The sequence below is a fragment of the Candidatus Neomarinimicrobiota bacterium genome, assembly GCA_041862535.1.
GTDB lineage: Bacteria > Fidelibacterota > Marinisomatia > SCGC-AAA003-L08 > TS1B11.
Genome location: JBGVTM010000201.1, coordinates 39,575 through 58,801 on the forward strand (window position 1 = coordinate 39,575; position 19,227 = coordinate 58,801).

Genomic DNA, 19,227 nt, shown 5'->3' on the forward strand with positions numbered 1-19,227 from the left:
GTGATCTTTGGCTTTTCATGAAATGAATAACAGTAGTTGCGCTGAAGTTCTCGAAGCGCGATATGCCCGCGCGGTCGCAAGGCATATCTGCAGCTGGGGACATGGAGTAAGAAGTTAGTAAGAACAAACTTGGAACTTGAAACTCGTAACTCGTAACTAGGGATTTTGAACGATGAACTCGAAACCTAAATCGCAGTTCAAGCCTGTATTGCTATTACAACTGCTATTGGTACTAGGATGCGGCTGGCCTATGCTGGAGCGGGAGATTATTGCCACCGATAAGGCCCCGGCGGCCATCGGGCCCTATTCCCAGGCGGTTCGGGCGGGGCGTACGCTCTACCTGGCCGGGCAAATCGGCCTTGATCCTAGTACTGGCCAACTCGTGAGCGGTGGTATTGAGAACGAGACGCACCAGGTCATGGCCAACATCCAGGCTGTGCTGGAGGCGGCCGGCTACACATTGACCGATGTCGTCCAGGTGCAGGCTTACCTGGCGGATCTGGATGAGTATGGCGCTTTCAACGCGGTCTACGCGGGCTATTTTGGTGACCGGCCGCCGGCCCGGGCCGTAGTGCAGGCTGTCCGCCTGCCCCGGGACGTCAGGGTGGAAGTAATGGCGACGGCTGTGAAATAAGTCCGGACCGCAGATTTATCCCGGGCAATAAGGACGGAGCTATGGCACCGCTACTGGACCTGAAGGACGAAGTCTTGTATGAAGGGCGGATAGGGCTGCTGTGCAACCACACTGCTTTCGATTTCGAGCGCGGACAGTATATCTTTGAGGCTCTGGCTGCGCGCGGCACCCTCAAGCGCCTGTTTCTGCCGGAACATGGCCTTTTTGCTGAGTGGCAGGATCAGGTTCCCCTAGCCGGAACTAAGATTTATGCCGACCTGGACATCGAGGCGGAGGTGGTTTCGCTATATGGGGGCACGGAGGCATCATTGACCGTCGGTCGAGAGCACCTGACCGACCTGGACGCTGTTGTCATTGACTTGCAGGACGCAGGCTGCCGGTATTTCACGTACACGACCACGGTCGGCCTGCTGTTTGCGGCCCTAGCCGCGAATGATGCGGCTCTAAAGGTCTATGTAGTGGATCGTCCCAACCCCGCCGGGCGGCAGGTGGAAGGCATCCCATTGCCTGACGCCTATATCTCCTTACTGGGCTGGTCCGGATTGCCCCACCGCCACGGCCTCACTCTGGGAGAGCTGTGCCAGTTGTTCAAGGATGAGGTTGGAAGCCGTTTCGAGATGGAAATAATACCGTGTTCAGGCGAGGGTAGGGAGTTGCCGGCGATCTTACCGCCCAGGGAGACGTGGGAGATAGCGCCATCGCCCAACATGCCTGGTCCGTTAACGCCCCTGGTCTATAGCGGCCAGTGCCTGCTGGAAGGTACCAACTTGAGTGAGGGTCGCGGCACCACCCGCCCGTTTGAAATCTTCGGTGCACCTTACCTGAAGCGGATTCACCGCCAGGGCGATCTACCCCCAGCCGAAGGGGCGGTCCTGCGACCCCTGCGGTTTGTGCCAACCCATCATAAGTACGCTGGTCAGGTCTGTTACGGTTTCCAAATCCACCTCACCGGTGAGCCCTACCATTCTCTGGCCCATTCATTAAGGCTCATCCGGTTTATCCGGGAGTATTCCGGCGAGGACTTCGCCTGGCGGGAGGGGCCGTACGAGCTGGGTTCCGATCGCCCCGCCATCGAGCTCCTGGCTGGTGACAGCACCCTGCTTAATTACCTTAAGGGGAGTGCATCGTTCAGGACAGTCCAGGAAGCGCTGGCGGAGGGTGAGCAGATCTGGATTGGGCGGGCCAAGCCTTATTTGATCTATCCTGAGCCGTTGGGGAGAGTTACCATTAAGGCTAAGAATGATTAGGCCTAGACTTCGACCAATACCGGGACCTGGAGCGTAATATGCCGGGCCAAGGCTCGGCAGGCAATGTTTTAGCGGCTTTTGCCAGTCTGGTTATCCCGGGATTGGGACAGCTGCTCCAGGGCCGTCTGGGAATGGCCATTTTCCAGTTCGGGCTGGCGGTATTCATGGGGCTGTTTTACCTGGGCTGGATCATCCACCTCTGGTCCCGAAGTTTCGGGACGCGGCCTGGTTTACCCCCAGGTACTAGGGGGTTATCAGCGAGATCCGGGCGGTGGACTATGAGGTCTGAGCCGTCGGCCTTTCCTGCTCGACCATCTCCAGCACCAGACCCCAGCGAAGCCCCTGGTCACTCACGGTCACTGTTTCCAGGCCGAAGTGGGCTATAATGGCCTGAAGGATCAGGCCGCCGGCAATGATCACCTCGGCCCGTCCGGGTTGCAGACCGGGCAGCTTTAGCCGCTTCTCCAGTGGCAGAAGCGAGCAGCGGGCCAGGATCTTCTGCAGGGTCGAGCCGGTCATGGTGGCGCCATGAACGCGGTCGTGATCGTAGGTGACCAGTCCCAAGTGCATAGCAACCAGGGTTGTGGCCGTGCCTCCGACGGCTACAATAGTATCCACTGGTGGTGCGAGTTTCGAGTGGGTGAAGATGTCCGAAATATTGTGCTCCGCGGCCGCTAGTTCTTCGGGTGAAGGCGGGTCGTGGTGCAGCCAACGCTCGGTAAGTCTTACGCTCCCCAGCGGTAGGCTCTCCGAGTCGGCCAGTTGTCTATCCTTTTCCAGGATGAGCTCGGTACTGCCGCCGCCGACATCTACGATTGCCCGGCTGCCCTGTGTAGAGGGAGAGGCATGTTGCACAGCCCGGAGGACCAGCTCCGCTTCCTCCCGGCCACTGAGCTCAGTGATGCTGTAGCCGGTTGTATCCTTGATGCGTCGGTGGAGGACTTCCTTATTGGAGGCTTCCCGGAAGGCGCTGGTGGCCACGCACCGCACCCGATGGCAATTGTAAGAGTCGATCAACCTCTGGTATTCCTTGAAGACCAGAGCGGCCCGGGATATGGCCTCCTGTGAGAGTTGTCCGGTTTTATCGACCCCGGCTCCCAGACGGATAGTCCGCAGCTCCTGGGCGAGGGGTACTAGTCTGGTACCATCCCAGCGGGCTATCAGTAACAGGCAGGTGTTGGTACCCAGATCTATGGCGGCGTAGCAGTCTGAACTGTCGTAGGCGGAGAGGCCTGCCATGCAGAGCCTTTAACGCTCGGTTGGGATAGAGGGGTTCAGAGGTGACTGCGCCTCAACCGGGTGGTTGCGCACATAGCGGCGCAGGCCACGTACCACGCTGCTTACCGTCAGGAAACGCACGAGGATGCTGCTCGCCGGGAAGGGAGTGATAGGCAGCAGGGCCCGTGCTAGCGAGTTTGTCAGCCGGTTAAACAGGAGCCGTCCCGCTCTGCGGCGGCGGCGGAAGTAATTTCCTGAAAAGGGCCAAGCGTAATCGGCGGCCAGAGGGGTGGCGATTTCCGGATAACGGGTGATTATCCGGGGCAGGTTGTGATACCCATAGTCGCCAAAGTCTTTCAAGTGTTGCCGGAGGGTCCGGTTGTGGTGATGGACCGCCACCGGCTGGGGACTGTAGAAAATGCTGTTGGGGAGCTTACGTGCCAGGCGGTAACCGAAGAGGGTATCCTCACCGCCATAACAGCGGAAACTCTCTTCTAATGGACCACCCGCCTCCAGTGCCCGCCGGCTCAGGGCCAGGTTGTTGGTGAGCAGATATTGAAAGCCTATGGGGACGTCGGGGCCGAACTGCCTGGCCCCACGACGGGGGTATTCATACAGGTAGCGATTCAGTTTCGATCTGGTCAGCCAGGAAGCGGGCACAACCCGGCCGATCACCGCTTCACGCCCTGGCCGGGCCAGTTCGTCCACGTGGGCCTTCAGGAAATCGGGCTGCACCTCCATATCACCATCCAGGAGGATAACCACCTCCCCGGTGGCATCGCTCAAGGCCAGGTTGCGCACCCGGGCGCGTCCCAGGTTGGCCTCGGGGAAGTGGAGCCGGATGAAGTCGGGCGGCGACTGCCGCTGGAGGTACTCCCTGGTACCGTCGGTGGAATAGTCGTCGATGACGTGGATTTCGAGGCTGCCAGAGGGGTATTCGAGTCGGCTCAGGGCCTCAAAGCAGGTCGGGTAGTGGGGGCCGCCATTGTGGATGGGCGTAATGAGGGTTACGTACGGAAGGTGGTCCTGCATGAGCGGTCCTGATGCAACCTGTATTGAAGCCCGATGAATGATCCGGGCTGGATAAGGGTTGGGTAGTACATTCAATAGTTTTCCAGTGGTGTCTTGTCGTACCACCAGAAACCGTGCGTAAGAATGTATAGTTGGTCTGTTCGGCCGATATGTTGGCACATACACCCTTCCCGCCAGTAGGCGGAACTGTCGGATATATACTTGAGCGGGGTGAACTGGCTGCTGTAGGCTTCGTACTCAAAACCAAGGGCCCGAAACCAATCCTCTTCCCGGTTTTTCCTTATCCTGAAAGGTTCATGGACACTCAGACCGGTCACCTCTGTACCGATGATGCGGGAAAGCAGTTCTCGCTCCTGCCGCAAGAGAGATTTATCGCGATCTTCCACCTGTGGAAGGGCGTGGGTTTCCCCATGGAGACCGATTTCGTGCCCCTGTTGCTGCATTCCCGTGACGACAGCCAGGGAGGGCAGCGATAGCAGGTTGTACTGGCAGGCATGAAGACGGAAGAAGAACGAGGAGCGAATACCGAGCGCAGCCTCGACATCTGCCAGTCGCCTGGCCGCTTCCAGGGACAGGTCTTCATCATGGCGCATGATAATGATCCGCTCGTCCGTCGCTGCCCCTTTGACGTACGCCTGCATAGTGAGAAACCGGTAATTCTCATCCAGGCCCTTTTGAAGGCAGTAGCGGTAATGGCCCAGGGAGAAATTGCAGGAAGGATCGATTTTCGATGTCAAGGTGGTCCTCCAAAAAGATAAGTCCTGGCTTCAGGTCCCGTGTTAAATAAAAGGTCGATAATACTCAGGTTGGGGATGAATTCCCCATAAAGCTGGGGATAGAGTATCGGTGTATAGTGCTGGTATTCGAGCTTGATCCCGGCTTTCTGGAAGGCCCCCTCATCCAGGTATTCTCGAGCGCCCATACCTGATAGGTAAGTGTCGGCACCTGCGTGGCGGGCAATGCGGATTAATTGCCCGGTGTGCTGGCCAAAGTCCACTCCCAGCTCCGATAGCCGCAGGGAGGGAGTCGCGATCTCCAACTCCTGGCAGATATAATTGATCAATGCCAGGTTAAGGCTTGCGAGAGATGCCCATTTCCTGCGGAGAACATCCATCAGATTGTCTATGTAGAGGTGATAATAAGGGGCCTGGTGATAGCTGTTGTAAAGTCGGTTCTGGATTATGGTTCGCCATTCATCATTTGCCAGGCGCACCCTGTTGAGCGGTTGGGCAAAAGGATTGCTGCCGGCTCTGTGGACGATAATCCACCGTTTGGAGCCGTCGGGGATTTTGATCCAGTTGCGGTGATCGAATTCCAGGCGGACATGCTGTGCCGTGTCCATATGGACCATGAGATCCGCCAGGGCGTATTTGTGAAAATAACCGGGCCATGGCAGGAAGTTAGGCTGGTGGATCGCTACTTTCATATTCCGGGCATCGCTGAAGCAGTATATCCAAAGCTACGGACATGTGACCGTATGCCAGATCATCATCGGGATCGATATAGCTATCGTCAAAGGTTAGACCAAGTGTCTGGTGGAAGGCAACCGCTACTTTGTCGCTCAGGATGCAATTGGCAGTGAGCTTGATCAGGCCATCCGACCGGGCCTGGGATGCGATGCGGCAATAGGCCTGTCGTGCCAGGCCCTGGCGCCTATATGCGGGGTCGATCGCTACCTGGTGGATATGAACGGAGTTCTGTTTTTTAGAAGCTATGATCACGCCCGCCACTTCATCCCCTGCCAGCCAGAAACGGCTGTAGTGAAATTTGTGCGGTCGTTCCTGCAGCAGTTCCGTCTCCCGCCACGGTTTCCCAGGTATGGTCCCGATCAACTCAAGAAGCCTGGAGGCATAATGACGGGCAAGGGGGCGGGTAAGCGGGATCAACCTGGTTTCGTGGCCGGTCATACGATGCCGAGTTCGCGGTAATAGCCGTAAAGCCGGTCCCCGGTCACGTCCAGGGCGTGATGAGTTTCGGCCCATTGGCGGGCAGCTGTCCCCCGTTCCAGAATGATGTGCGGGGCTTCCACCAGCCCGGTGAGCCTCTCCAACAGGTTTTCCCGGGTAACCTGCACAAAGGGATGGTCCGGCATGAAGGCTTGATAGTTCTCATCCATATCGGTGCAGCAGGCCAGTCCCAGGGCCATGGCCTCTACGGAGTTCATACCGTAACCGGGCCCCACGTTGGCTACCTGGTCGATGTAAATATCGGCCTGGCCTTTAAGGCGCATGGTCACCTCATGTGATTGATTTTCGATGAGAATGAACCGAACTCCGTGAGACCGCTCCAAGGCTCTGCAAGCCATGATAATGGTGTCGGAACCCTTCGCATACCGGTTGCGCGTGGCGTGGCAGATGGTGATGGGATCGTGGAGTTCTCGATGGGGATCGAATGCATGCACATCGAAGGGCAGGAACAGGTAGTGCAGGTTCGGGTGGCGCGAGATCAGGTCGTACTCGCTGGTGAGGCTGAACTGAACGTGCCGGTCCACTGCCGGGATGACACCCCGGTGCCGCAGGTCCTGACCATGGTACGTGCAAAGAATGGGCTTGCTGCGTTTATGCAGCCGCTCAACAAAGCTGCCGTTGCGATAGAACTCCAGGCCCCATTCCAGGTGATAGATGTCGAAGTCAAGCAGATCATAGCGCCGGATAGCCGGTTCCACCCAGAAGCGCCAAAGCCAATCTCTGAAGTTGAAGAAAGCTCTCTCGACAGTGCTCTTCGGCTCCCAGATGGGTGGATTTCCGGGCAGCGGGGTTTCGTCCCCCAGGGGGCCTTTCGACCAGGTGTAGACCAGGTTGCGGAGCTGAATGAACCACTTGGCACTGCTAATCAGGGGCAAGTGCAGGCAGATGTCATCGGGGAATCCCATGGGAGAAGGGAAGTAGGTGATATAGCGACATTCGTTTCCCCGGTTCCGATGAATGCGCTGCCACAGGCCCAGGGTACCGACGGTATTCTCCGGTGAGATATAGAGGATTTTCAAGCTAACTCCTCATAAATAGTGAGGTACTCGGGCTCAACCAGTTCCCAATGATACAACGATTCAATGAGCTGCCTACCCTGCCTGGTGAGTGATCTGCGCAAATCCTCATCTCTTAACAGACGGATCAAGGCCGTTGTCAGGGCCTCGGCATCATCGGGCGGGACGAAATAAACGGCAGTTTTACCCTGCTCCCGGAGGACGGGAAGATCGCTGGCAGCAACCGCGCATCCACAGAGCATATATTCGTAGAGTTTATTGGGAGGGGCAACCCGAAACAGGGGGGCGTCTGTAAAGGGGATGACCCCAACTCGGGCACCGGTCAGGCGCATGAGGATGTTCTGATAAGGTATGGTAGGCTTAATGGCAATGGACTTGCCCATACCGATGTGGTTGATGGACGCGTGCAACCTTTGTACCAGGCCAGGTACCCACTCATTACCATAGATCTCCAACCTTGCCTCTGGCACCGCTGCCACTACGCCGGCGAAGGCGCTGACCAGCAGGGGGATGCCTCTTTTCACTGAGAGTTGGCCGTGGTAGATCACCAGCGGTTCCCGCGGTATGTTGAGGTCGATAGATATGAGATGAGGGTAGTTAGGAACAAGCACGACCTTGAGTCCCCATTTCTGATATTGCCGCTGAATATGCGGCGAAAGAGCCGATACCCGATCCACGTATTTCAGATGTCGTTTTTCAAATTGTAGCAGACCCTGGTTGATAATGTGTTTAATTAAGGGAGGCTTGGAAGAGAACGTAGCCCACATTTCCTTGTGAGCATCTTGTACATCATAGATGATAGGGATGCCCAGTTCCCTTTTTATGCGGCCGGCAGCTACCAGCAGATCGAATTCGTGGATTTGAAGGGCGGCTGGTTGCCATTCGCGGGCCAGTGTTTGGAGTTCCTTTGAGAATTGAACAACGCCAATAGGACCAAGGGCCAGGTTTCGGAATCGGGGCAGGCCGGAGTCAACGGTCTGCTGTATGCGGGTTACCAGGGTAACTTCATGGCCATGTTTCAACAGGGACCGAATTTCCTTGTGGAAGATGCGGTCATCGTCGGGTGAGTGGCCCCGGGTGGCGACGAGGATTTTCATGACTGTTTCAGTGCGCGGTGAAAAAATTGCCGTTCTTCCGGGGTCGCTACCCGGGTAACCCATATGCCCACCGGCAGCAGGAAAGTAAGGCTCAGGTTGCGCCACAGGTTGGGAGGTAGGCTGTATAGGATGATAATGCCAAGTACGAGCAATCCGGCTATCCTGGCCAGTCGGCTCCATTCATACGGCACGGGATAGATGCGGTTAATGACCAGGAAGGTGACCAGCCCCATGCCGGCAAAAGAGATACAGGTGGCCAGTGCCGCTCCCATAGCGCCCCAGATGGGAATGAGCATGATATTCAGGGCGACGTTTATAGCGGCGCCGATACCCCGGAAGACGATTACCCAGTGCGTCCGCGAACACAGATGGATACCGGGGAGCAGGAGGACATACAAGCCGAAAAAGAGATATCCCAGCATGATGATAGGCACGATTCCCGTGGCGGACCAATAGTCCTGACCGAAAATAGTAATGGGCCCTAACGGCAAGCGGACCAGGTCGTCTATCCAGGCGCCAGTAATCAGCATCAGTGTGGCCATGATGGTCACCATGTAAGTGGCAGTGCGGGCGAAGACCGGCTGAGCACCTGCCGCTTTACCCCTGCGCAGGAAAAAGGGCTGCCATCCCATATTGAAACCCATGACCAGAATAAGCATGAGTATTCCCAATTTGTAGCCAGCGGAATACAGGCCAACGGTCTCCAGGTCGGCCAACCAGCGCAGTAGATACCGATCGGCCAGTTCAATGGTCATGGTCAGCAGTCCCGCGGGAAGGAAGGGCAGGCCGAATTTCAGGAGTACCTTGAGCGTTTGTGATGAGTAGGCAGACAGGGATAGCCGCCGGATGAGGCTCGGCAACGTAGCCGCGAAGATGGTGCCCGAGGCGGCCAGGTTGGCCCATAGCGCACCGGCGACCCCCATCTTGAGGTGACCTATCAGGATAATACTGAGGGTCATGATTATAATGACATTCAGTAGGCTAAAGGTGATATAGGGACGGGATTTCTCGTGCGCCCGGAATAGATGCATGGGGATAATCCATAGTACGTCAAGGAAAATGATCGCAGCTAGCAGGATTATCCACTCTGGCTGATTGACGCCCAGGAGGGCTTCAGCCAGGCTGCGGCGGAAAGGGAGGATGACGGCGGACAGGACCAATCCCACTCCCACTTGTGTGAAGTACACGGTGGCTAGTACTTTCTTTTGCTTTTCAGCGGACTCGCCGACGTAATAGCGCAGGAGGGCTGAGTCTAGCCCCAAGTGGTACACAATCAGTCCGAAGGCAGCAAAGGCGAAGGCCAGGGATAGGACACCCATTTCCTCCGGCGCCAGGGCGTTGGTATACAGCGGGAGGAGTAGGAAGGACACGGCCCTGGTGGCCAGGTACCCCAGGACATAAGCTATGGACTTGCGTCCCAGCTGGAAGATATCCTCCTTCATGGACGGAACGCCGCCGGAGAACTCCTCCGCGCCGCTGTTAGCCACCGTCATGGGCCTGCCACCCCCTGAATAACCGATTTTCGGAAATCCATTCCGCGGGTTATGGTCATGCTAATCGACCGGCTGTAGCTGGATCGTCAGGGTATCGCGGAACATGCCGCTGGCACCGAAGCTTTCCTTGAAGCGGGCCAGGCCAAAGTTGGGCTCCATATTCACGGTGAAGATGCCAAAGTCCAGGTAGCGGAAGCCTTTCTCGCTGGCCCAGCGGATCATTTCGTAGAACAGCAGGTTCACTGCCCGGTACCGCTGATAGGCTTCATCGTGGCTGATGTAGAAGGCCAGGGTGACATCCGGGTTGGCGTCGAAGATCGTGATACCGGCGATCATGCGGCCCTCCAGGTAGGCCGCCAGCAGGCGGATTTCATCGGGGAAGAGGTCCGCCAGCCGTAGCAGCTCTTCCAGGGTGTGGGTGGGTTGGACGTTGTGGCGGCGCTTGAGGTTGTGCAGCAGGATGTCGTAAAAGGTGGCCAGATCCTCACTGAAGTGCATGTCTATTCCGGACTGGTGGGCCTTTTTAACTGCCCGGTGGGAGGCAGCGGTGAACTTGGCCAGATTATCTTCCGGGGTCGGCTCCAGAAAGAGAATGCTGGAGACTTCGCGCCGCAGATAGGTGAAGCCGTGTTGCAGGAGGGCAAAGTCCACGTAATTTGATAGGCGGCGGTTATAGATGGTTGGCGGCAGGGTCAGGGTGATCCGGCGGAAACCCTGACCCTCAGCGTAGTCCAGGAGGCTTTCTACCAGTTCATAGCTGTTTTTGAAGGACAGCCCGATGGGAGTGACCAATCCGCCATAGGAGGCGCCCGGGTGGGAAATGAGATGCCGTTGGCCGTCTACCTCTCGCCCGGCGGCAGGCATAAGAGCCAGCACGCCTTTGGGACCGGTGAAGAGGAGTGAATGGTCCTGGAACCGTCCCTCCGGGTGATAGCTCAGGAATCGTCGCAGGTGAAACAGGGTGCCGTTGTTGGCCTCACGGACGTAACGGTCCCATTCTTCCTGAAAGGATGGCTGATACAGGGAAACGGTCAGGGACATATTAGCAAAGCGCGTGGGAATTTATCGGCGTGAGGGAAGAAGTGGAAGGGAAGAGTTCAGTGCCACTTGAACTCCCTTACATCCGGAAACTGATGCTGGCTTCAGCGGTGGACTTTACCGTGCATCTTACGACGGACAAGGATAAATTGGTGGGTTAGTCGTAATAACCGCTGCCAGATTGAAAGCGTCAGAACGTGGATAACAGCATGTTATCTTAGACTAAAGAACTGAAAATCAGCGATGAATTCACGCCCCTTGATCTATTACCTGCCGATTGCCACCACCATCCTGGCCCTCGTTTTTGCCTGGAACATTTACCGGCGCTATGTGCAGCGGGGACGCCAGGGCACTCACCTGCGGTGGTGGACCATCGGTGTGCTGACGTATGGTATGGGCACCTTCTCCGAAGCTTACATCACTCTCCTGGGCTGGAACCCGGTTATATTCAAGTTCTGGTTTATCGTGGGTGCCCTGTTGGGTGGTGCGCCCCTGGCCCAGGGCACCGTGTGGCTGCTACTAAGGCCCCAGACCGCCAGGCGGCTCACCATCGCCCTGATAACTGCGGTGGTGATAGCGGCCATCTTTGTGATCGCCAGTCCGATCAATCTGGCCGCAGTGGATCCGCAGCTGCCCAGCGGCCGGGCTCTTGGCTGGCAGTGGGTGCGGCGCTTCAGCCCCTTTATCAATACCTATGCCGTGATTTTCCTGGTGGGTGGTGCGCTCCTTTCTGCCTGGCGTTACTATAAGGTATCTCGTAGGGGGGAGGGCCTGGCGGCGGAGCTGGCCCGGGATCGGTTTATCGGGAATAGTTTTATTGCCGTTGGGGCCATATTCCCTGCTATCGGGGGCACATTCAGCCGGTTTGGTCACACCGAAGTCCTTTACATACTGGAGCTGGTGGGGATTATACTTATCTGGCTGGGCTACTGGTTCAACATCCGCAAGCATCCCGTAGATGAGCCCCTGCCGGTTCAGGCCAAGGAGTAGCACATGTCCTCGGACCTGCCGCAGGTGACTCTTTACACCGATGGGGCCTGTTCGGGCAATCCCGGTCCCGGGGGGTGGGCCGCCATTTTACAGTACGGCGGACGCGAGAAAGAACTGGCCGGCAAGGCGGATAACACCACCAACAACCGCATGGAGCTCACGGCCATCATCAAGGGACTGGAGGCCCTTAAAAAGCCCTGCCGGGTTATCCTGTACTCCGATTCGCGCTATGTCGTGGACGCCATCGAGAAGGGTTGGCTGGAGAGCTGGATGGAGCGGGGCTGGCGCAAGATCGTCAAGAAGGGGCGCGGCCAGCCAGTGCTCAATGTGGACCTATGGGAACGGTTGGTGGCGCTGCTGCAGGTGCACAAGGTGGAATTTCACTGGGTCCGCGGGCACGAAGGGCATCCCGAGAACGAACGGGCGGACCGATTGGCCGTTTCCATGATCACGAAATAGCAAAGCTAATCGGCTGATCCTATCCAGGTGCTCATAAAGCTGCGTAGGTCAAAGCCACCGAAACCTTCACCTGGTCCTTCTCCAGAGCAATCGCTCGACCCTCCACGGTCACGCCGATGCGACGCTTATTGCCATCGCCGATGTCCATCTCCACCTCCTGCTGCACCGGCTCGGGGCCGTTGAATTCGAACTTGGGCTTGTAATATTGGCCGATATCCAGGGTGGCGAGTTTCACTTTGGTGCCCAGGACTTTCACGTAAATCGGGAATTTGGCCTCCACCACCTGCATGCGAATCTTGTTGGTAGCGGCGTCGTAGTCTACCGCCAGGCGGCCATTCACCCGGTTCGTGAGCGTGACGATTTTGGTTTTGACTTTAACCTGGGCTTTGAAACCGGCCGTACCGGGCTCAAAATCCACCTGCGGTTCAGAAACCGTCCAGTTGTAGTTGATTTTCCGGGCACCGGTGCCCTCCCCCTTCACCGGTCCCACCGCGCCCAGGAAATCGTTGACCGTCTGTTCACTGATGACTACTGCTACGGATTGTCCCTTGACTATTGGTGGGAAAATGCCCAAAGCGGCCATGACCAGGAACGCGATAATTGACGTACGCATAATTCCCCTCCTTATAAGTAATAAATCTGTGTGGGAAGTCGCTCGCTCGTATAGGAGTTGCGATCGACCCGTAAAATGCCACTGCGTGTGCTATTCTTTTACGCTTTTGCGCGAGAATCGGACGCTGGCCCGGTAGAGGATATCCTGCTCTTCCTTTGACAGGGCGACATAGCCTTCGGTATTGATTTTGTCCAGGATCTGGTCGACTTGCTGGCGCAGGGCTTCATCTTCCTGATCCTCGAAGAATTCTTTCCGGATGTGCCGTTCTTGCTGAAGGCTGGCTACTCGCTGGCCCAGGTGGTACCAGGTTGAGCGCCACCCCGACTTGAGGTAGAACCAGCCGATGACCATCCCGGACAGGTGGGTGAGGTGACTGATGGTTGATACCCCGGGCTGGATAGACGCGAAGAAGGCCATCAGGGCAAAGAAGCCCACGAAGTACTTTACTTTTACGGGAAATATAAAGTAGAGGTACACCTCCCGGTTGGGATATGCCAGGCCGTAAGCCAGGAGCACGCCGTAAATGGCACCGCTGGCACCGATGACTGGTATTATTGAGTTGAGGCTGAACAACATGGTAACCAGGCCTGATCCCACGCCGGTGATGAAATAGTAGCGGAGGAAAGCCGCTTTACCCCATTCCCGCTCCAGTTCGGAGCCGAACATCCAAAGGGCGAACATGTTGAGGGCCACGTGCCAGAATCCGGCATGGATAAACATATAGGTGATGGGTTGCCAGACCATGAGCCGGGACCAGACCAGCTTGGGCACCAATCCCAGGTAGGGGAAGATCAGCCGGCTGGACTCACTAAGGGTCAGTAGCACCCAAATGGCCAGGTTGATGATGATCAGAGCCCTGATAATGGTCGTGCGGGGGCGGCCCCAGCTGAACGAGTCGTAGCTACCGGGACTGGTGTAGCGGTATCGCACGGGTCTGCTTTGGGATATGGAGGGTTAAGAAGTTCAGAATATCGGACCAGACTTTCTCTTTCTCAGAGCTGTCGGGGAGAACGTGGCCGGAATGACCGTAGGTGATTAGCGTTTTGTCTTCGGAGCGGATTCTATTAAACACGAGATTGGCGTTCTCGAAGGGTGCGGTAGTATCAGCCCGGGAGTGCATGACCAGAGTCGGAAGAGTAACCTTTGAGAGCCCGGCCTGGATATACCGGTTCAGCTTGAGCATTGCCCGCAGCCCATTTGGGGGATAATAGTGATAGCCATAGTGAGGATGTTGCGCAGTATTTTTCCGTGCTTCGGCCCGGTCTTTGGAAATGGATGAACAGAATGGAGCTATCAGCGGTAAGTACCAACGCAGCCAGCGGAAGTTCAGGATTAGCGCGGATGACATGGCTACGATCCCTGCCACCGGGAACAAGGTGGATAGGTATAGAGCCAGGCCGGCACCCATACTGAGCCCGAGCACGAAGGTGGTCTCACACTGCAGGAAAAATTCAGTAAAGTGAAATTCTATCTCGTGCACCCAATCCTCGGCCCGCACCAGGTTGCAATCCTGGATAGTAGTACCATGACCAGCCAGCAGCTTGGCGGTGACCCGGAAGCCCTGGCGGGAGAGAAATTCGGCCAGTCCCTGGAGCTCATAAGTTGAACCGGTGAAACCGTGTATGAGAAAACAACCTATTGGCCCTTCGCCCAGCTCGATTTCCCGGGGAGAGAATCGTTCTGTGATCGTATCGGTCACCTCTTCACCTGCCGCCAGAACTTGATAGATTTCAAATTGCTCATGCCGTCCACATAGAAAAACAGGTGATTCAGGAGGAAGTCTTCAACCTCCTTAGTCGTTTTATTATCAGGTTGAAGTGTTGCCAGCTCTGAGATGTGGGTTCGGCTGAGGGTCTGGAGGTGTGCCAGAGCCGGGTTCCCCAACCGGATGTCACCTTTAGGTCGGCACTGATCACACAGCAGTGAGCCAGTGGTCATGTCCAAGGAGGCTTTTTTTAAGGGACGTTGGCATTGGCTACACGACGATAACTGGGGGCCAAAGCCCAGCTGCTTCGCTAGATGGAGCTGGTAGAAATGGAGCACCACTGTCACATTCCCATCGGTCTGGTCCAGGTGTCGGAGGGTAGAGCTAATGAGCCGGTAGAGCATGGGATGGGGATCGGAATCGTGAACTGATCGGTCCAGCATTTCCACGGCCAGTAAAGCGGCGGCGCTTTTAGCCAGGTCGCTGGTCAAACCAGTATAACGCTCAACAAACTCCGACTTGGTCAGGGTCTGGATATCACGTCCTTCCTTATGGTAGTACCACACAGCGATGTGATTGGGCGTTTGCAGGACACCGGCTGAGGCCTGTTTCGGTCGTCGAGCCCCTTTTGCAATGACCGTTACCTTGCCGAACTGTTCGGTAAAAAGGCGGACGATCAGGGAGGTGTCCGAATAATCGATGGTTCGCAGCACGACGGCGTCCGATGAAAGCGGAATTGACATGGGGCGCGAAGGTAAGCCTTTCCGTTCCGATTATCAATTGTTGCCGTTGGCGGATGACTGTACCTCGGCCTGAGAGGACATCGCTTGGAAGCCCTCTTTATCATGCCACACTACTTGCCCTCCTACTATAGTCATGAGAACCTTGGCATTGAGCAAGGCCCGGGGATCGCAGTTCACTGGATTGAGGGACAACACCGTGAGGTCGGCATCATAGCCGGGCAAGATTTTACTGCGGATAGAGTCCTCGAAGGCGGCGTATGCGGCCCAGGAGGTCAGTGACTTCAAGGCCTCCAGCCCGCCCATTTTCTCACCGGGAAGCCAACCTTTTTCAGGCCAGCCACTGGTATCCTGCCGGGTGCGGGCAGCATAGAGCTGCAGCAGGGGCTCTTCCCGCTCTACCGGGCAGTCGGAACCACCGGCGATGATCGATCCTGAATTCAGCAATTGCCTCCAGGCGTAGGCGTGGTTTACACGGTCAGGACCCAGTCGGTTTTCGGCCCAATACATGTCGCTGGTAGCATGGCTGGGCTGCATGGCCGGGATAACCCCCAGGCAGGCAAACCGACGGATATCGCTTTGGGCAAGAACCTGAGCATGTTCGATGCGGGGCCGGAGCTCCCGGCCTTCAAACTGGGCCATTGCCTGCTCGTAGATATCCAGGACCAGGCGGTTGGCGCGGTCGCCGATGGCATGGGTGCAGGGCTGGAAGCCGGCCTGGAAGGTACGCCGGACCAGTGCTTCCAGTACATCAGGTGGGGTCACGATAAGACCGCGATTGCCGGGATCATCACTGTAATCGTCGAACAATGCTGCACCACGGCTCCCCAGGGCACCGTCGGCAAAGAACTTGACTGCTCGAACTGTCATGCGACCACCGTAGTTGATCAGTGTTCCCTGACTGAAATAGGTGTCGAGGAGGGACAAAGAGTCACCATCCAACATGCCGTAATAGCGCAGAGTAAAGAGTTCCTCATCCACCAGTTCCCGGATAACCTCCAGGGTGGTATTGTCCACTCCCGGGTCGTGTATTTCGGTCAGTCCGACCTGATTGCAGCGCTGCACTGCCGCCAGGAGCCAGCGGCGAATATCATCCCGAGTTGGCTGGGGAAGGACCTGGCGAACGAGGTCCATAGCCTTATCTAGGAACACTCCTGTGGGACGGCCCTTTTCGTTACGGATAATGGCGCCGCCTTCGGGGGCGGATGTAGAGGATGTGATCCCCGCCAGGGCCAGGGCCCGGCTGTTGGTCCAGATGGCATGGCCGTCTATCCTTGCCAGTATCACGGGGTGATCGGGAGCGGCCTTATCCAATGGCTCGCAAGTGGGAAAGGCCGGCACTTCCCAGTCGTTCTGGTCCCAGCCCCGGCCTTTGATCCACGTACCTGGTGGCAGATCCCGGGCTTTGGCAGCTACCAGTTTGGCAATCTCATCAGCGGAGGTTGTACCAACGAGCTGGAGTTCAACGAGGGAGCGGCTGAAGCTCCACAGATGAAAGTGGCTGTCTGTCAGACCCGGCATAACGACCGCTCCCCGCAGATCGATGCGCTTTGTCCTGCGGGTAGCCAAGGGCAGAATCTCGTCCTCTGAGCCCACCGCCAGGATCCGGCCGTCCACAACGGCCAGAGCCCGCGAAGGGGCAAGGTATTTGTCCATGGTCAAGATCGTACCGCCGCTCAGAATCACGTCGGCTCCGGAGCGTGGTGTGCATGCCAGGGTTATCATAAGTCCGGTCATCAGGAGAAAAAGAAATCGTTGTTTCATATAATACAGATTAGCAATTGGACGGTAGGTTAGTCAAGGTACATTACGCAACACTATGTTTTATATGAAACCTGATCACTTACTTTCGCATTTCCCAGGATACCTCAGCGGGAGGACGGTCGTTCAGCGAGCGCAGGTTCGCGTCGGAAGAAGGATATCATTACTTCACTAAGAAGTGCTTGCGCCCTTTGCTAAACAGGCGTAATCTTGCCGATGGCTCGTAGCCTTGTATCTTCATTTGTCTGCTTTGAGGTGCATGCTATATCACGCTTCCCGCTCAATTCCCGTTGACAAAAAGAAGTCCTAGGTAACGACCAATAAGAATTGCTCCATGGTCGAGGACGTTGTATACCTGTAGAATGGGACAACTATCTGTTCGTGGGGTACTGGTTTCAATCTGATTCGTCTCGATCTGGGTGCGGTTGTTTACCCACCCTAATCTGAGGCCCTTTGCGGAGAGTAATGGATTATGGCAAAGACGATTTATGTCGGCAACTTACCATTCAGCGCGACCGAACCGGAGATTCGAACCCTGTTCGAGGAATTTGGTACCGTGCATGAAGTCAAAATGATTTTTGATCGCGAAACCGGCAGGTTCCGGGGTTTTGGCTTCGTTGAAATGGAGGATGAGGAGGCCAATACTGCTATCAGCCAGATGGACGGAAAGGAGTTTGGCGGTCGCACTCTGCGTGTGAGTGAGGCGCGAGAACGTCCCGCCGGTCGGCGATAGCGCCACTGGTAGGGTCCAAGTGTTTCTGTGGCTGAGTCCTGCCCAATCGTTCAGTTAAGGGGGAATGCATACCAATTGTTCATCATTAGAGGTCCCTGAATCCACCTTATATAGTCTTTAATCAGACCTGAGGTACTTGCCACAAGAGGTTCCGTCCCACCGGTTGGTTTCCGCAATTAAGTCCTGCCATGTTGAGATTGGTCATTTTTGTTATCGGGTCGGCGGGAATCGTCTGGATTTCATGGCCTACCTTGCGCAATCCGCGGTCTCATGGCTTCTACCGGTTCTTTACCTTTGAGTCCCTCCTTGCCCTGATCCTGCTCAACCTGGTCTATTGGCTGCGGGAACCGTTTTCCGCCATGCAAATCATTTCGTGGTTACTGCTGACGCTCTCATCAGTCCTGGCGGTGCAGGGATTTTATCTGCTATATGTGAGCGGGAAGCCAGTAGGCGGGTTTGAGCATACCACCACCCTCGTCAAGCGGGGCGTCTATAAATATATCCGCCACCCCCTTTATGCGTCGTTACTGTGGCTGGGATGGGGCGTGTTCTTCAAAGATCCTTCGCTGATCGGCGGCATCCTGGTTTTAGCTGTCTCTGCCAGCCTGATTGCCACGGCCAAGGCCGAAGAGGCTGAGAACCTGCGCAGATTTGGTGCAGATTATGCCAGCTATATGAAATCGACCCGCAGGTTCATTCCATTCCTGTTTTAGCAGAGGCCCCGTCTGAAAGCGGAGCCTCGGTATGGATATGTCAGTGGATCATTTGAGTTATGCTGGAGTCAGGCCGGGGAATAAAACCGGCAAGACTTCCCCTGCCGGGCTGCGGTACACATCATGGTACAGGCGGGACATTTCGGTCGCCTCGGGATTGATTTCGATGCAGTGGGTGCCCTGATCGCGGGCCAATTGCGGGAAACCCGCCGCTGGCCACACAAAGGCCGAGGTGCCGACGGCGACCAGCAGGTCACATTGACTGACGGCTTCGGTGGCCTGATTGAGCACCTCCGGATCTAGATAGTCTCCGAACCAGACGATATCGGGTCGCATCCAGGCGCCGCACTGGCAGTGGGTAGGGCTTTCGTCCCCGGGTTCTAAATGGAGGATGGTGCCTTCCGCTGAGCAGCGCAGACGCCAGAGGCTGCCGTGCAGCTCAATGATCCGCTTAGATCCCGCCCGTTGATGCAGTCCGTCAATATTTTGGGTAATGACCGTAACCTGGGGATGAGATGCCTCGAGGTTGGCAATCACATAGTGGCCCCGGTGCGGCAGGCAGGCTGCCAGCTGCTGGCGGCGTAGAGCGTGAAATTCGAGTACCTGCTCGGGACTCCGGCGGAAAGCTTCCTCACAGGCCACCTCCTCCCAGTTGTACTTAGCCCAGATACCGCCCCGACCCCGGTATGTCGGCACGCCGCTCTCAGCAGACATGCCGGCCCCCGTGAAAAAGACGATCATCTGGTAGTCAGCTAGTGAAATGGGTCGCGG

Annotated in this window: 22 protein-coding genes; 6 read left to right on the top strand and 16 right to left on the bottom strand. The window is 56.5% G+C overall.

The window, feature by feature from the left end; genetic code table 11:
- The first annotated feature begins 172 nt into the window (after nucleotides 1-172).
- Both ACETWG_07315 and ACETWG_07320 read left to right on the top strand, forming a co-directional pair.
- The gene (locus tag ACETWG_07315) at nucleotides 173-634 is read left to right on the top strand and encodes a RidA family protein (GenBank protein ID MFB0516395.1); all 462 of its coding nucleotides are present in this window, start codon (nucleotides 173-175) and stop codon (nucleotides 632-634) included.
- A 41-nt stretch (nucleotides 635-675) separates the two neighbouring features.
- Complete coding sequence (locus tag ACETWG_07320; protein MFB0516396.1) at nucleotides 676-1,881, top strand: DUF1343 domain-containing protein; 1,206 nt, start codon at nucleotides 676-678, stop codon at nucleotides 1,879-1,881.
- A gap of 68 nt (nucleotides 1,882-1,949) precedes the next feature.
- On the opposite strand, the gene ACETWG_07325 is transcribed toward ACETWG_07320, so the two are convergent.
- The 10 genes from ACETWG_07325 to ACETWG_07370 form a co-directional block, all read right to left on the bottom strand.
- Nucleotides 1,950-2,078, bottom strand: coding sequence for a hypothetical protein (locus ACETWG_07325; GenBank protein MFB0516397.1), 129 nt, complete (start codon nucleotides 2,076-2,078; stop codon nucleotides 1,950-1,952).
- A 79-nt stretch (nucleotides 2,079-2,157) separates the two neighbouring features.
- On the bottom strand, nucleotides 2,158-3,120 hold the full coding sequence (locus ACETWG_07330) for a hypothetical protein (GenBank protein ID MFB0516398.1): 963 nt from the start codon (nucleotides 3,118-3,120) through the stop codon (nucleotides 2,158-2,160).
- 9 nt (nucleotides 3,121-3,129) lie between these two features.
- Entirely contained in the window at nucleotides 3,130-4,131 is a 1,002-nt protein-coding gene (locus tag ACETWG_07335; GenBank protein MFB0516399.1) for a glycosyltransferase family 2 protein, read from the bottom strand.
- A gap of 71 nt (nucleotides 4,132-4,202) precedes the next feature.
- Nucleotides 4,203-4,868 (bottom strand): hypothetical protein, encoded by a 666-nt coding sequence (locus ACETWG_07340; protein ID MFB0516400.1) that lies wholly within the window; start codon nucleotides 4,866-4,868, stop codon nucleotides 4,203-4,205.
- On the bottom strand, nucleotides 4,865-5,557 hold the full coding sequence (locus ACETWG_07345) for a WbqC family protein (GenBank protein ID MFB0516401.1): 693 nt from the start codon (nucleotides 5,555-5,557) through the stop codon (nucleotides 4,865-4,867). The genes ACETWG_07340 and ACETWG_07345 overlap by 4 nt, the downstream gene beginning before the upstream one ends.
- Nucleotides 5,532-6,038 carry a GNAT family N-acetyltransferase gene (locus ACETWG_07350; protein MFB0516402.1) on the bottom strand — a complete coding sequence of 169 codons (507 nt, stop codon included), beginning with the start codon at nucleotides 6,036-6,038 and terminating at the stop codon, nucleotides 5,532-5,534. Before ACETWG_07350 ends, ACETWG_07345 begins: the two co-directional genes overlap by 26 nt.
- On the bottom strand, nucleotides 6,035-7,117 hold the full coding sequence (locus tag ACETWG_07355) for a hypothetical protein (protein MFB0516403.1): 1,083 nt from the start codon (nucleotides 7,115-7,117) through the stop codon (nucleotides 6,035-6,037). Before ACETWG_07355 ends, ACETWG_07350 begins: the two co-directional genes overlap by 4 nt.
- Nucleotides 7,114-8,211 carry a glycosyltransferase family 4 protein gene (locus ACETWG_07360; GenBank protein MFB0516404.1) on the bottom strand — a complete coding sequence of 366 codons (1,098 nt, stop codon included), beginning with the start codon at nucleotides 8,209-8,211 and terminating at the stop codon, nucleotides 7,114-7,116. The genes ACETWG_07355 and ACETWG_07360 overlap by 4 nt, the downstream gene beginning before the upstream one ends.
- Entirely contained in the window at nucleotides 8,208-9,704 is a 1,497-nt protein-coding gene (locus ACETWG_07365; GenBank protein ID MFB0516405.1) for a lipopolysaccharide biosynthesis protein, read from the bottom strand. Before ACETWG_07365 ends, ACETWG_07360 begins: the two co-directional genes overlap by 4 nt.
- A 60-nt stretch (nucleotides 9,705-9,764) precedes the next feature.
- Nucleotides 9,765-10,745 (bottom strand): GNAT family N-acetyltransferase, encoded by a 981-nt coding sequence (locus tag ACETWG_07370; GenBank protein ID MFB0516406.1) that lies wholly within the window; start codon nucleotides 10,743-10,745, stop codon nucleotides 9,765-9,767.
- Nucleotides 10,746-10,985: 240 nt separating this feature from the next.
- Here ACETWG_07370 and ACETWG_07375 point away from each other — a divergent pair, with 240 nt between their 5' ends.
- On the top strand, nucleotides 10,986-11,732 hold the full coding sequence (locus tag ACETWG_07375) for a hypothetical protein (GenBank protein MFB0516407.1): 747 nt from the start codon (nucleotides 10,986-10,988) through the stop codon (nucleotides 11,730-11,732).
- Nucleotides 11,733-11,735: 3 nt separating this feature from the next.
- Nucleotides 11,736-12,191, top strand: a complete 456-nt coding sequence (gene rnhA / locus ACETWG_07380) for a ribonuclease HI (GenBank protein ID MFB0516408.1) — start codon at nucleotides 11,736-11,738, stop codon at nucleotides 12,189-12,191.
- A gap of 31 nt (nucleotides 12,192-12,222) precedes the next feature.
- Here the strand turns inward: rnhA and ACETWG_07385 are convergent, their stop codons facing one another.
- The 5 genes from ACETWG_07385 to ACETWG_07405 form a co-directional block, all read right to left on the bottom strand.
- Entirely contained in the window at nucleotides 12,223-12,804 is a 582-nt protein-coding gene (locus tag ACETWG_07385) for a hypothetical protein (GenBank protein MFB0516409.1), read from the bottom strand.
- Nucleotides 12,805-12,894: 90 nt separating this feature from the next.
- Nucleotides 12,895-13,734 (bottom strand): rhomboid family intramembrane serine protease, encoded by an 840-nt coding sequence (locus tag ACETWG_07390; GenBank protein ID MFB0516410.1) that lies wholly within the window; start codon nucleotides 13,732-13,734, stop codon nucleotides 12,895-12,897.
- On the bottom strand, nucleotides 13,706-14,503 hold the full coding sequence (locus ACETWG_07395; GenBank protein ID MFB0516411.1) for an alpha/beta hydrolase: 798 nt from the start codon (nucleotides 14,501-14,503) through the stop codon (nucleotides 13,706-13,708). The genes ACETWG_07390 and ACETWG_07395 overlap by 29 nt, the downstream gene beginning before the upstream one ends.
- Nucleotides 14,500-15,252, bottom strand: a complete 753-nt coding sequence (recO, locus tag ACETWG_07400) for a DNA repair protein RecO (protein MFB0516412.1) — start codon at nucleotides 15,250-15,252, stop codon at nucleotides 14,500-14,502. Before recO ends, ACETWG_07395 begins: the two co-directional genes overlap by 4 nt.
- Before the next feature lie 33 nt (nucleotides 15,253-15,285).
- On the bottom strand, nucleotides 15,286-17,013 hold the full coding sequence (locus tag ACETWG_07405; GenBank protein MFB0516413.1) for an amidohydrolase: 1,728 nt from the start codon (nucleotides 17,011-17,013) through the stop codon (nucleotides 15,286-15,288).
- 469 nt (nucleotides 17,014-17,482) lie between these two features.
- Here ACETWG_07405 and ACETWG_07410 point away from each other — a divergent pair, with 469 nt between their 5' ends.
- Together ACETWG_07410 and ACETWG_07415 are read left to right on the top strand one after the other, a co-directional pair.
- Nucleotides 17,483-17,743 carry an RNA recognition motif domain-containing protein gene (locus ACETWG_07410; protein MFB0516414.1) on the top strand — a complete coding sequence of 87 codons (261 nt, stop codon included), beginning with the start codon at nucleotides 17,483-17,485 and terminating at the stop codon, nucleotides 17,741-17,743.
- Nucleotides 17,744-17,931: 188 nt separating this feature from the next.
- Nucleotides 17,932-18,456: an isoprenylcysteine carboxylmethyltransferase family protein gene (locus ACETWG_07415; protein ID MFB0516415.1), complete on the top strand. Its 525-nt coding sequence runs from the start codon at nucleotides 17,932-17,934 to the stop codon at nucleotides 18,454-18,456.
- A gap of 57 nt (nucleotides 18,457-18,513) precedes the next feature.
- On the opposite strand, the gene ACETWG_07420 is transcribed toward ACETWG_07415, so the two are convergent.
- Nucleotides 18,514-19,227, bottom strand: a 714-nt coding sequence (locus ACETWG_07420; protein MFB0516416.1) for an NAD-dependent deacetylase, incomplete at its 5' end; no start/stop codon positions are given.